Below are 14,240 nucleotides of genomic sequence, written 5' to 3'. Positions count from 1 at the left end.
TAGTGTCATATTGATTATAGGACACCATTTGGTGTCTTGTCAAGATCCCTTTAAATTCCATCACAAAAAAGCGGGCACCTCCACTTAGGGGTACCCGCTTCAAATTAATTACGTTTCAATTTCAAAGCCTTTCGAGAATGATGTTTTTGTTTCAGTGCTGCTCTTCTGCATTTATCGCATGGATGAGTTTTGGTGCATTTATTGCATTTTTTTATTTGGTGATGTTTACGGATGATATTACATTTATCGCATTTATGAGCTTTGCCGCATTTTTTGCATTCTTTGCATTCCTCACCTTTTTGAATATGAATAATGAACGTCGAAGCATTGTTGCTTAGTTCTGGATCTGGTGTTGAGGCACTAACAGTCGCCGTATTAGAGATCATATCCTCTGCGAAAGAACTTATTTTCCCTCTAATTACTACGGTGGCAGATGATCCAATAGTAATGTTTCCTAATGGATAAGAACCGGTCCAAGGCGCATAGTTCAATCCACCATTGGTGGAGAACTCTACATTTCTAAGCATACTTGAAACAATGTCTGTTAACGTTACATTTTCAGCATTCGAAGGTCCTGCATTTGACACTACCAACGTATAAGTGATCGACTGACCCGGGCAGGCCTGGTCCGGACATCCAAATTTAAGAATAGATAAATTCGCTGTTCCAATAATATTAACCGTGACCGTTGATGTATTATTGGCTGGATTTAGATCAGTTGTTGTGGTACTTACAATTGCTGTATTTGATAATGATCCACTAGAAAAATAGTTCACCATTCCTCTAATTAAAATCGTAATGGAAGCACCATTAGCCAATGTTCCTATACTTAAGGAACCGCCCCATGAAGCAAAGGTCGTTCCTCCATTAGTAGAAAACTCTACGTTTGAAAACATATTTGATACCGCATCGATTAAAGTTACATTCTCCGCGGTTGACGGACCATTGTTAGACACGATAACCGTATACGTAAGGAGTTGGCCGGGAGACACGGGATTTAGACTGGCTGTTTTTACAACTGAAATATCTGCCGACACGCTGATTGGCGTATTATTTGTTGATGTGTTGTTTGCTGTATTTGGGTCTGACGTAGTTGAACTTACAGTGGCTGTATTCGTAATCGTACCCGTTGCTGCGTTTATTACAGTTCCACGAAGGATTATCGTGAGACCAACGTTGTTTGCTAATGTGCCGATCGTATAGGCTCCCAGCCATGGATTAAAGGTTACTCCGCCATCAATCGAAAAGACTACGTTGGTAAGCTGGCTTGAAACACTATCCGTTACTACTACATTTTCCGCATTAGAAGGCCCTGCGTTCGTTACGAGCAAGTTGTAAGTGAGCCATTGTCCTGGGGTAAATGAATTCGTACTCGATGTTTTGACGATCGAGAGATCCGCTAATGCATTCACTGGAGTAACAATTGAGGATGTGTTGTTATCTGGATTAGGATCTGGCGTCGACGAGCTTACACTTGCTATATTCGTAATCATACCCGACGCTGAGTCTATTACCGTTCCGCGAATGATGATCGTAAGACCAAAGCTGTTTCCCAATGTGCCGATCGTGTAAGAACCCGACCATGGATTAAATGTTACTCCACCGTCTATTGAATACGCTACGTTGGTAAGTTGACTTGGAACGCTATCCGTTACTACCACATTCTCCGCATCAGAAGGTCCTTCATTCGTTACCAGCAAGTCATAGGTAAGCAACTGTCCTGGAATTACGGAAGTAGAGTTTGATGTTTTTACGATCGAGAGATCAGAAGACCCGTTCACTGGGGTAACGATGGTTGACGTATTATTCATTGGATCTGGGTCTGGTGTCGTCGAGCTTACAATTGCCGTATTCGAAATCGCTCCTGTCGCTGAATCAGATACAATTCCTCGTAGAATTAGTGAGACGGTATCACCGTTTGCCAATGTGTCGATCGTATAAGATCCCAACCACAGATTAAAAGTTACTCCACCGTCTATTGAAAACTCAACGTTTGCAAGCTGGCTTGGTACAATATCCGCAACTTCTACATTATCCGCATCAGAAGGTCCTGCATTCGATATGATCAAGTTATATATGAGCAATTGTCCTGGTGCAATGGAATCAAGGATCGCCATTTTGACGATCGAAAGATCGGAAGACGCAGTCACTGGGGTAATGATGGTTGACGTATTGTTCGTAGGATCTGGATCCGGTGTAGTCGAACTTACTGTTGCTGTATTCGTAATTGTATCCGTCTCGGGGTTAAATACCGTTCCTCGAAGGATTAGTGTAATCGCATCACCGTTTGCCAATGTGCCGATTGTATAGGCTCCCAACCAAGGATTAAAAGTTACCCCATCGTCTATTGAAAACTCTACATCTTCAAGTTGGCTTGGAACGGTATCCGTAATCTCCACATCTTCCGCATCAGAAGGTCCTGCATTGGATATGACCAAGTTATACGTGAGCAATTGTCCTGGTGTAACGGGATTAGGCATCGACATTTTGACAATCGAGAGATCAGAAGACGGAATCACTGGGGTAACGATGGTTGACGAGTTATTCGTTGGATCAGGGTCAGGTGTGTTCGAACTTACCACGGCCGTATTCATGATGATTCCTGTAACAGAAAGACCTACGATACCTCTAATTAAGACAATGACGGAATCCCCGCTGCCTATAGTTCCTAAATCGCTGGAACCCAACCATGGATTGAATGTTATCCCCCCATCTTCAGAGAATTCTGGGTTAATGATTTGGCTAGGCACAGCGTCTATTAACGTAACTCCCTCGGCATCCGATGGGCCATCATTGGTGACGGTTAAAGTATACGTCAACACATCACCCGGGTTGACTGGATCCGGGTCAGCTTCTTTGACGATTGATAGATCTGCGGAAGTGTTAACAGGTGTATTATCAGTGGATGTGTTGTTCGAAGGGTCAGGATCTGGTGTAGTTGAATCTACAGTTACCGTATTGGCAATGGTTCCTGAGGCAGAAGAATTTACCGTTCCTGTTATCAGAACCGTAACTGTATCTCCACTCGCTAAAGCTCCAATGACATAAGAACCGGTCCAAGGGTTAAATGTTACCCCGCCATCTATTGAAAATGCTGCGTTTATTAGATCGCTTGGTACTACATCAGTTACCGTAACCGCTTCGGCGTCCGAAGGTCCATCATTTGTCACGACAATCGAATACGTGAGTTCCTCTCCCGCGATGGCCTGATCCGTGGAGGCTATTTTTACGATGGTAACATCTGCACTTACGGTGACAAGAACACTGATTGTTGAAATGTTATTCGTTGGATCAGGATCTGGTGTCGTAGAATCTACAGTTGCCGTATTCATGATCATTCCAGATGCTGAAGGCTCGACGATTCCCCTAATAAGAATGTCATCTGATGATCCGTTTACTAGTGTTCCAAGATTAAACGAGCCAGGCCATGGATTAAACGTTACGCCTCCATCCAGTGAAAACTCAACATTTGTAAGCTGGCTAGGCACAGCGTCTGTCAAGATAACAGCTTCTGCATCGGAAGGCCCTGCATTCGATATCACTAAATTGTAAGTTAATACGTCACCAGCATTTACAGGATCTGGGCTTGCCGTCTTGACGATTGAGATATCCGCCGATGGGTTTACAGGCGTAATGATCGTTGAAGTGTTGTTGGTTGGATCAGGGTCAGGAGTTGGTGAGACGACTGTAGCCGTATTCGTAATGGTTCCAGTTACGGATGAATCTACGGTGCCTCTTATGATAATGATAACCGTATCACCACTTGCAACGGTTCCTAAATCGACTGAGTCGCTCCAGGGATTAAACGTTATGCCTCCGTTAAGGGAGAATTCCGGATTCTCAATTTGACTAGAGACAGCATCTATTAACGAGACAGCCTCCGCATCAGATGGTCCCGCATTAGATACAACCACGTTATAAGTGAGTAGCTCACCCGGATTAACCGGATCTGGATTTGCTATTTTCACAACAGAAAGATCGGCAGATGCATTAACTGGCGTGTCTATAGTGGAAGTGTTATTCGTTGGATCAGGATCTGGAGTGGTAGAATCAACGGTTGCCGTATTTGTAATCATTCCCTCGGTCGATGGACTTACGGTTCCCCTGATAATGATCGTTTGGGAAGCTCCGTTTGCCACCATTGCAAATTCGGTCGAACCAGTCCAAGGAGCAAATGTAACTCCCCCATCGACAGAGAATTCTACATCTGAAAGCTCAATGGGAATGTCGTCTGTTATCGTTACGTCTAAAGCATCATTTGGTCCTGCATTGGAAACAAGCAACGTATAGGTGAGTAATTGTCCAGCGGTAACTGGATCTGGGCTTGCCGTTTTTACAATGGCTAAATCTGCAGCAGTGTTAACCGGTGTGTCTATAGTAGACGTATTGTTGGTTGGATCCGGATCTGGTGTCGTAGAATCGACAGTTGCCGTATTCGTAATGAGTCCAGTGGCTAAAGGATTTACTGTTCCACGGATTAAAACCGTTTGAGATGCTCCATTGGCCAAGGTGCCTATAATCAAGGAACCGGTCCACGGATTAAAGGTAACACCTCCATCGACGGAATACTCTGCTCCAGTAATTTCGAGGGGGACTACATCTGTTAACAATACATTATCAGCCGTATTCGGTCCGGCATTGGACACTGTCAACGTGTAAGTTAATACATTTCCTGCAATGACAACGCTTGGGCTTGCTGTTTTTGTAACGGAGATATCAGCGGAAGTATTAATGGGAGTAAGTTCTGTAGACGTGTTGTTGGTTGGATCCGGATCTGGTGTACTGCTGCTAACAACTGCCGTATTTGTAATGAGTCCAGTAGCAGATGGATCTACTGTTCCGCGGATCAAAATCGTCTCCGAAGCTCCATTTGCAAGCGTTCCAATATTCACCGAGCCGGTCCATGGATTAAAAGTTACTCCGCCGTCGGTGGAAAACTCAGCTCCAGCGATTTCAATGGGGATCGTATCCGTTAAAGTTACATTTTCGGAGTCAGAGGGTCCTGCATTAGCTATAGCTATATTGTAAGTTAATACGTTCCCAGCAGGGACTGGACTCGGACTGCCTATTTTCTCTACTGAGATATCAGCCAATGTATTTACAGGAGTAACGAAAGTGGACGTGTTGTTGGTTGGATCAGGGTCTGGTGTCGTAGAGCTTACGGTTGCCGTATTTTCTATCGTTCCAGAAGCAGCTGAATTAACTATTCCTCGAATGAAAACAGTAATGCTTCCACCGTTCACTAAAGTTCCTATATTGTATAAACCTGGCCATGGGTTATAAGTAATGCCGCCATCGATAGAAAACTCTACGTTAGTAAGTTCGCTAGGGACGGTATCCGTTAATGTCACGTTAGCTGCATCTGATGGTCCACTATTAGCTACGACAATTGGATAAGTGAGCAAATCCCCTGCTATAACTGGATCTGGATTACCGATTTTCACGACAGAAACATCTGCTAAAGCGTTAATTGGAGTGATAACTGTAGATGTATTATTCGTTGGATCCGGATCAGGCGTAGATGAGTTCACAGTAGCTGTATTGGTGATCGCCCCTGTAGCAGAATCACTTACTGTTCCTCTAAGGAGTACGGTGATGTTATCTCCTGAAGCGATTGTACCCAGATTGATAGAATCAGGCCATGGATTAAAGGTTACTCCTCCATCTACTGAGTACTCTGCATCGGCAATTACACTAGGGACAGCATCCGTAAGTGTAACATCTTCGGCATCCGATGGCCCTGCATTGGAGATGACCAAACTATAAGTGATCAGTTGTCCTGGATCAATTGGATTTGGACTTGCTGTTTTTACAATCGAAAGATCCGCTGATTCTGCAATTGGAGTGATGATCGTTGACGTGTTGTTCGTTGGATCCGGATCTGGGGTAGTAGAATCCACAGTAGCTGTATTGGAGATCGTTCCTGTAGCGGAAGTGCTTATAGTTCCTCGGATAAGGACTGAGAACGAACTACCGCTCACCAAGGTTCCAATGCTATATAAACCAGGCCACGGATTAAAAGATACCCCACCGTCGATAGAGAATTGGGCATCTGTAAGCTCGCCTGGCACTGCATCCGTTAGCGTTACATTCTCCGCATCGGATGGTCCTGCATTGGACGTTAAAAGAGTGTAAGTTAGCAGCTGGCCTGCGGTGACGGGAGATGGGATTGCAGTCTTTTCAACGGAAACGTCAGCAGAATTGATGATCGGAATATCCGCTGTAGAAGTGTTATTGGATAGGTCAGGATCGGGTGTCGTAGAATTTATAGTTGCTGTATTGACGATCATTCCAACGGATGAAGAAGCTGCTATCCCCTGAAGTATAACAAGAACGGTATTCCCATTGACTAATGTCCCAATGTTATAAGAACCGGTCCACGGGTTGAAGGTGATACCTCCATCTACTGAAAATTCTACATTAGCAAGCTCAACGGGTACATTATCTGTTAATACTACGTTATCAGCAGTGGACGGTCCTGCATTTGAAGCTGCGATCGTGTAAGTAACAATTTGACCTGCAAGGACTGGACTTGGACTGCCTATCTTCACAACAGAAACATCCGCCGATGGGACGACAGGCGTATCAATCGATGACGTGTTGTTGGTTGGGTCTGGATCAGGCGTTGTTGAACTGACTACTGCGGTATTCGTAATCGTGTCAACGGTCGCTGCGTCTACTATTCCTCTTAAGATAATGGTTTGAGAAGCACCATTAGGCAAACTTCCTAAACTATAGGAATTTTCCCATGAGTTAAAGGTAATGCCTCCATCTACTGAAAATTCTGGATTCGTTACTTGACTAGGCACGGCATCGATTAACACTACATTCTCTGCTAATGAGGGTCCTGCATTTGATACAATTATCGAATATGTCAACAAATCTCCTGCGACAGCAGGTGTTGGATCTGCTGATTTGACTACGGATACATCGGCTGATTGGTTTACCGGAGCAAAGGAAGTTGAAGTATTATTCGTTGGATCCGGGTCTTCTGTGGTACTGCTTACGACTGCCGTATTGATAATTGTCCCTACAGCAGTATCGCTAACCGTTCCACGGATCAGAACCGGAATGGATTCATTTGCTGGCAATGTTCCTAAGCCTATACTTCCAGTCCATGGTAGAAAGGTTGCTCCTCCGTTTAAGCTGTATTGTGGATTAAGCACTTCCGGTGGAATTAAATCGGTCAACAGAACATTTTCAGCGGCATCCGGTCCGTTATTTATGACTTTAATATAGTACTCCAGCTCTTGACCCGGAAAAACGGGAATGGGACTATTGGTTTTATCTACCGTTAAATCTGCTATGTTATTAACTTGAAGAATGTAATCTTCTACCTCTCCGTCTGATGCAGCTCCCAAGCTCCGCGTATCCACTGCTGTTGGAGAAACATTTTGGTTAACTAACGTATCCGATGTAAGTCTGAGTCTGAGAAAGGTCTGATTAGGCGTTAAAATAATCCCTGAAGGTAAAGTGAAGGTTATTGGTACAATTTGAGTTCCGGGCTGGGAAGGTACTACCTGAACTGGTGACGCTTCATTCCCTTGAAAGATGCCGTTCATGTTGAAATCAAGCCATCCATACAAGTTTGCCGGACTTCCTATCGTATTGGTTACTGTCACAAGAAGCGTGTAACTGGCAGCACTTATCGAAAGAGTTGGGAGAGGAACAGTAAGTCCGTCATCCTGAATACCCTTTGAAATATCGTCACCGGTAGCTGTGGGATTCTGATAGGCGTCAAGTTCTGATGTTATTTGTGTACCGAGAACAAGTCCGCTTAGCAGTTGGTGACGCGGGCCGTCTTTGGCAAGCAATGTCGAATAGTTATTGGGTCCATTGCCTGCTGCAGTATCCGGAGCGTCACCAAAGTCCAAATTAATGACAGCTAGAGGGCATAATGTTGCATCATTAAATGAGGTGGTCACCGTGTTAGAGAATTGCCCAGCCGTAGCAGTGTTGCCGACGATGGTGTATCGATAGATGTTGCCCGTGCTGTTAGAAATGGCGTAAATGGTATTGTTAAAATCGATCGCTATTGCACCAAATGGTCCTGTGTTAAGTGGGGTTGTCGTTAAATTAGTTATCGCACCAGTTGCAGGATTTATTCTTTCCATTACACCTGTTGGCGTAATGCCATAAAGACGATTGTCAGCACTATTATAGACCCAGTCACTTGCATTCAGAGCTGAACTCAAGGCCACACCAAAGATGCTAGTCTGCTCAGAAAATCCAGTGGCTGGATTCACCAGCTTCAAAAAAGTAGAAGAGTTTGGCCGCAGATCAATTACATAAAATCGGGATTCATTATTAACAAAAATATAAAAAAATCCATTCAAATCAAAGGTTCCTGTGGTATAGCTATCTGAAGGAAATCCAGGCGGCAGTGGAAATAATGAAGTAACGTTTCCGCTGTTATCTACCCGAACGAGATTATTATTAAGCTGATCATACCCGTAGATATAATTATCTAGTGGATTATAACCGATTGCATTTATATCTACTGGGGGACTAACTGTTCCTTGAATAACGGTTGCACCTGTTACAACATTGATGTAATACCAGACGGAAGGCCTACCCGCAAACTGTATCATTCTTGTATTGCAGCTTAAGGGATTATCTGTAGTATCGTGGCTAAAGTTCTGATTGGCTATAGTTGCATTGTTGTTGATTTGAGCTGTAGTAACGGTTACCGACAGTTTTCTTGGCCCATTTGACATTGTAAATCCGCTTGGCTGCGTGAATGTAGTTGGAGGACAGGTCACTTCCGAATCTGTAACCGTCTCATAAATAGTGTAAGTTCCTGCTACCGTAACGGAAAAACTATAAACTCCATTGACATTCGTTAGCGTAGAAATACAAGTTCCACTAGAATTACTATATAGAACAACATTAACGTTAGGAATCCCAGGTTCACCAGGATTAAACTGACCATTGTGATTCAAATCATTAAACACAGTTCCAGTAATGGTTGCAGCCATGTAGTTTAATCTCCTTTCTCAACTGAACATTTTCAATTGCATACTTAAACGTCCTAAATTCACTTCTATATAAAGAAAAATCAGTGTTCATTTTGTTCGTATTAGTAATACGCATATGACTATTAGTGGGTGAGGGCTAACGCACAATCTGGGTAAGTGTAATTCATTTCTTAATGACAAAGGCATCGAATCTATGGATTCGATGCCTTTGTTTTAATCCTAGTAAAGCGGCAACACTTCTTGTTTAAGCCCTGAAAAGAGCTCACCGGATTGATCAAAGAAGGTGTCAGACAATTGATAATAGGCATCTCCCATAGATACGACTTTTAATTCGGGAATGATATACATAGCCATATAGGTTCCATCCTTGAGGTTGAACTGTAGTTGATACGATTTTCCTTGAGACTGCGCCCCTGCTATAGCCTCGTATTCCTTATTGCTTAAATTAGCTGTTGTCGCGGTGTATAGCCCATCAATGATAGATTCCACAGCAACATGATCCGTCATTTTTTTCAACTCTTCATTCCCCACATGATTAAGAACATGGATATCTTTCACCTGCTTTTTCAGGTTAGACATATCCAGATATTCCTTAGCGGTCATCTTAGCATCGTTTACCTTCGCCACAATTTCAGCCAAATAGTACTGTTCTTCATACTTAACCGCAATACGGAACTGGGATGGGTACGTCGGAATTTCATATAGTTTTCCGCCAACAGCGAACGTAGAGGAATAATCCTTTTCTAGATCCTTATCTCCATCGTCCTTTCCGATCTCTTGGTTCATATCATACTCTAAGGTTCCAAGTGATTTCTCAGGCTTCATTCCTGTGAACTTAAACTGAGCACCATCACTTACGAATGCATAACGATATCCGTTGTAATTTAAAATTTTCCGAGCACCGTTGGGAGCGGATACTGGTGTTTGCTGCGATATTTGTGGTGAATTAGTCATTGATGTCTTCAGAGGAGAGCTGTAAATGGCAATTCCTAATATTAGTGCAGCGCAAGCAGCCATAGTTCCCCATTTCGCAAATGTTTTCTTATGAGTGCGTCTAGCTGTGTTAGCCTTTTCTACCAGATTTTCGTCTACATAACCAATCGTCTTAAATAGATCTTTATTATTCATAGGATATAGCCCTCTTTCATAAGGTATATTTGGAGTTTTTTTCGTGTTCTGAAAAGAACTGATTTGGTCTTACTTTCACTTATTGCAAATCGCGCTGAGATTTCAGCCAAAGAATCGGAGTACCAGTAACGTCTCAGAAAAATATTTCGATGATCTTCGTTTATCTTCAGCAGGAAATTGCTTATGGATTCAGCCATTTGTTCTTCCTCGTATTGACTCTCAACATTGTCTGGCGAGAATAAACAATCATTTAATTCATCAAGAATCGTATCTAATTTTTTATTCCGCTTTTTGGCCATATAATAATCGTATTTATTTAACGCGATGTTTCGTGTGATCCTCCCCAGAAAAGATGATAGCTTTGCAGGTGATTTCGGCGGTATCGCTTCCCACGCCCCTAAAAAAGTATCGTTCACGCATTCTTCCGAATCTTCAATATTAGATAAAATGTTATGAGCGATCTTAATACAATAGTTCCTATATTTTCGGGAGGTTTCTTCTATTGCTGATTCATTGCGCGCAACGTACAATTGTATGATTTCACTATCTTCCACTCCATCACTTCCGTTCAGTTTATTAAGGCCTCACTTATAAAGTAAGGAAAGAAGGGTTTAGGTTGCAAAAAAGTTTATTTTCTTAAGTAATCAAAGCAAGAAAACATTTTGGGTCTTCATAAGCTTCGACATTCCATACTAAAAATATGACGCGTGAAAAAAAGCCGGTTTACCCTTTAATAGGCAACACCGGCTAATCTATTAAATCTTCCCTTTTTTATTTATAGTTGTTTTACAAACCAGGGCTTAATCAATGGTAACACCACGGCTGGCTGCATAGCTTTGGTATGATCCATTTGGGTTCCCCTTAGAATTTCAACATCCCAGCCTAAATCAGTCAATTGTTCTTTATTCTTTTTTAATATCCCGCCGATGTCCACAGTAACATTCCCAAAATTCTCACCATATACGATAGTATCATTTTCTCCTGCAAAAGCTAATTTTGGGAGACTCAGCAAATGGTGAATACTACGATCATCAAAAGCGGTAAGGCTCTCGTATAAGGCAACAAATTGAGCTGTTACACGGGTATCCATTGATACTTTGATGTTGTCCCAGTCTATCTCATCAAGATTCTCTGTTTCGATAGAGCTTTTTTCAGCTGCCTCATTTTGATTATTCAAAGCTTGGGTATGTGTTTTCTGAGTTACAATCAGCATCTCTTGATAGGGACCCTTATAAGGCGGAAAACCTCCCATGACCAAGCTTTCCAGACGATTTGTTCTGATACCCAATTGTAGACCAATTAAAGCTAACCATGAATATCCGTAGTAGCTAAAGCTCTTAACGTTCATTTCATCAGCAATGAGGAGCAAATCCTTCACAATATGGTCTACAGTTAAGTTGTCCACTGGATGTTGAAAGAGATGACCTTCATAATCAAAGTAAAGCACTTGAAAGGTATCCGAAAGACCTTCAACAAAATGTTTACCTATTTCAGGATCTACGCCCCAAAGCTTTAGATTTTCTGCTTCCTGATTGTACACGGATTTTTTAGCGATAGGTAACATGATGGTTGGACGATCTGATCCTCCTGTTAATCCTACTTCTATTGCTGAATGGTTGTTTAATCGTATGATTTTTTTCAAACAATCCTCTCCTTAGTGTTTTATAGAAATAGCATATAACATTCATGCAATCTTTCGGTTTATCCCATTCTAAACCTTGATATATGTCGTTAAATTAGATTTAATATTGTTGTAGCACTTGAAGGTTTAACTTTAATGTTTTGGGGCGATGGCCATTATGGGAGATATTTATACACCAACAATGATAGCTAAGAAATTAAATGTAAGTACCACTACTTTAAGAAGATATGAAGATCAAGGCTTAATTCCCGAAGTCCCGAGGACTGCTAGCAATCGTCGATGTTATACAGACATTCATATTCAAGCTTTTATTACGATTCGGACACTTTTACAAGGATATGAGATTCCAGTTGTGTACGATGTGATGAGAAAGATTAAAGCCCGGCAAATGGAGTATGTACTTTGGTCAATCAATCAGGAACAGTATAATACACAAACGGAAAAACATAGGTTAGAGGATGTATTAAGCATGTTCCGAAACGCAGATATTTCAAAATACAATGATTTAGAGGAAATAAACGCAATGACAATTGGTGAAGTTGCACAAATAGCAGGCGTTAAGCCATCAGCCATTCGACATTGGGAACAAGAAGGACTAGTTACCTCGAATAGAAACAAAGACAACGGCTATAGAGTTTATACGCTAACGGAATTAAGAAAGATTATCCTGATCAGCAGTTTAAGGAAGACCGTGTATTATATCGAGAATATGAAACAACTCCTGAATGAAATAGAGACACAAAACTACAAGAAAGTTGAATTGTCTTTCGAGCTTGCGTTACAAAAATTAAATAGTCAATTAATGAAGCAGTTTTTAGGAATTTCTGAGCTTATGAAATATATGAAATACTATTGAGTGAGCATAGATTTTTGGAGGACCTAATCACGCTTCCTTAAAATCATTTATAAGAACGCAAAAAACTCCGTCCCTAAAAGGACGGAATTGATTCCGATAGATTAACAATCTAGATCTCTGCACGCCGTGACCGTTTATCTAATGTCCATGAGCAAGGATGTTGATAAGTTTGCCAAATGGGTCGCGTACATAGAATCGCCGGACTCCCCAAGGCTCATCAACAGGTCCATATTCTATCGTGTATCCAGCATTCTTCATACGTTCAAACACCGCATCGACATCATCAACTTCAATTGATAGATCTGGAGTTGGCGTATTGGAGCCGCCCTGTGAGGCGAAGCTTATTTGAATGTTCTCCTTCCCTAGTAAGCCGTATGTTTCGATCCAACCATGATCCATCAATAAATCAAGCTCGAGGACGTCCTGGTAAAAGCTTTTTGCTGCTGAAGCATTCTGTGTTTTAATATTGGTTACAATTCGCTTTACTCTCATTCTCAGACCTCAATTCCAATGGTATACTTTTTTAATTTTATTCAATTATCCTGTCCGTGAGCGGAATATTTGATTTTTATATCCAATCTTCGAAATGATCTGTTACAAAACGTATCTCACTCTCATAGTGGGCTAAGTGACCCTCGTCAACCATTTTCTGAAAGGCAGGATTCCCTTCGGCGGCACCATTTCGTAGCGTATCACACAGTACTATCAAACGTTGTATAATCCACTGTCGCAGATTATTTGGGACGGGAATTCCATAAGCTTCAAAAAACAAATGAATTCGCCGACGTCGCTCTACGGCATGGATTTCAAATTGATATGCTTCTGTGGTTCCAGAAGTATGGTTAGGAGCGAAACTCGCAAGAGGAACAGAAGTGTAAAGGCTGTACGCAATGTCCCACATCCGCGGACCTGGACCTGCCATGTCAAAATCAATCAACGCCACAGGAGCCTCCTTTTGAAAGACAACATTATACAACGCTGCGTCATTATGACAGATCACTTCGTGTTCGGCATCATCGGCATAGCTAAGCTGCCATCTGTCCTCCATATTGGGCCGGAACACTATAGTCACATCATGGAAACGACGCATAAGATGTGCCAAACCGGCAAGCGTTTCGTCCGTCCACATATACGGTTCAAGGTTTGGATAATTATTCCCTGGAACTTCTCCGGAAATAAATGTCAATATTTCACGGCCAGAATCATCGATTCCGAGAAATTTTGGTGCTCCCTCATAGCCCTGATGTTCCAAATGTTTGAGTAGTTTATGAACATTTGGACTCCAATAACCTATAGGGCGGCGAACAGTGTCCGCCATACGGACTATATGATTTACATTACCGCCTTTTAACACTTCTTCCTTAGGCATTCGGTTCATTCCTTTTCTTTTCAGTGCATTACCTATTGCAGATTTTTGAAAACTCCCTCTCTAATAATAACAATATTTACAAGTTATTGTTTATAAAGAACAATTATAACTATACTGGCCGTTAAGATCATGCTGGTATTTGCTCATCTTAGATTAATAAATCCATTTTAGATTCTAAATTAGAATTATTTGCTATAATGTTCTCATGAAAAATAATACTATCTTAAACAAATTAGCAATCATTCTACTTTTTATCAGCATTCTCTT

The 14,240-nt window shown here is 41.8% G+C and carries 7 protein-coding genes; 1 reads left to right on the top strand and 6 read right to left on the bottom strand.

The window, feature by feature from the left end:
• Window positions 1-104: 104 nt before the first annotated feature.
• From CA600_RS02665 to CA600_RS02650, 4 genes are all read right to left on the bottom strand, one after another.
• A complete protein-coding gene (locus CA600_RS02665) occupies window positions 105-8,978 on the bottom strand; it encodes a DUF7507 domain-containing protein (RefSeq protein WP_094868791.1) in 8,874 nt (2,957 codons plus the stop codon).
• Window positions 8,979-9,197: 219 nt separating this feature from the next.
• Window positions 9,198-10,106: a hypothetical protein gene (locus tag CA600_RS02660; protein ID WP_256989694.1), complete on the bottom strand. Its 909-nt coding sequence runs from the start codon at window positions 10,104-10,106 to the stop codon at window positions 9,198-9,200.
• Window positions 10,103-10,660 (bottom strand): RNA polymerase sigma factor, encoded by a 558-nt coding sequence (locus CA600_RS02655; protein ID WP_094868790.1) that lies wholly within the window; start codon window positions 10,658-10,660, stop codon window positions 10,103-10,105. Before CA600_RS02655 ends, CA600_RS02660 begins: the two co-directional genes overlap by 4 nt.
• A 221-nt stretch (window positions 10,661-10,881) precedes the next feature.
• Entirely contained in the window at window positions 10,882-11,748 is an 867-nt protein-coding gene (locus CA600_RS02650; RefSeq protein WP_094868789.1) for an alpha/beta fold hydrolase, read from the bottom strand.
• 157 nt (window positions 11,749-11,905) lie between these two features.
• Here CA600_RS02650 and CA600_RS02645 point away from each other — a divergent pair, with 157 nt between their 5' ends.
• Window positions 11,906-12,604, top strand: coding sequence for a MerR family DNA-binding transcriptional regulator (locus CA600_RS02645; protein ID WP_094868788.1), 699 nt, complete (start codon window positions 11,906-11,908; stop codon window positions 12,602-12,604).
• A gap of 138 nt (window positions 12,605-12,742) precedes the next feature.
• On the opposite strand, the gene CA600_RS02640 is transcribed toward CA600_RS02645, so the two are convergent.
• Together CA600_RS02640 and CA600_RS02635 are read right to left on the bottom strand one after the other, a co-directional pair.
• Window positions 12,743-13,096 (bottom strand): VOC family protein, encoded by a 354-nt coding sequence (locus CA600_RS02640; protein WP_094868787.1) that lies wholly within the window; start codon window positions 13,094-13,096, stop codon window positions 12,743-12,745.
• Between the two features lie 76 nt (window positions 13,097-13,172).
• A complete protein-coding gene (locus CA600_RS02635) occupies window positions 13,173-13,973 on the bottom strand; it encodes a phosphotransferase (protein ID WP_094868786.1) in 801 nt (266 codons plus the stop codon).
• Between the last annotated feature and the right edge of the window lie 267 nt (window positions 13,974-14,240).

Origin of the sequence: Paenibacillus sp. VTT E-133280, from assembly GCF_002264385.1 — a bacterium.
GTDB classification, from domain to species: Bacteria; Bacillota; Bacilli; order Paenibacillales; family Paenibacillaceae; genus Paenibacillus_AQ; species Paenibacillus_AQ nitricinens.
The sequence above is the reverse complement of the archived record's forward strand: the minus strand, read 5'-3'. Positions and strand labels throughout refer to the sequence as shown.

What these genes read in the sequence shown, in the direction of transcription:
- CA600_RS02665 (WP_094868791.1), bottom strand. Translation starts at nt 8,978, where the DNA reads ATGGCTGCAACCATTACTGGAACTGTGTTTAATGATTTGAATCACAAT.
- CA600_RS02660 (WP_256989694.1), bottom strand. Translation starts at nt 10,106, where the DNA reads ATGAATAATAAAGATCTATTTAAGACGATTGGTTATGTAGACGAAAAT.
- CA600_RS02645 (WP_094868788.1), top strand. Translation starts at nt 11,906, where the DNA reads ATGGGAGATATTTATACACCAACAATGATAGCTAAGAAATTAAATGTA.
- CA600_RS02640 (WP_094868787.1), bottom strand. Translation starts at nt 13,096, where the DNA reads ATGAGAGTAAAGCGAATTGTAACCAATATTAAAACACAGAATGCTTCA.
- CA600_RS02635 (WP_094868786.1), bottom strand. Translation starts at nt 13,973, where the DNA reads ATGCCTAAGGAAGAAGTGTTAAAAGGCGGTAATGTAAATCATATAGTC.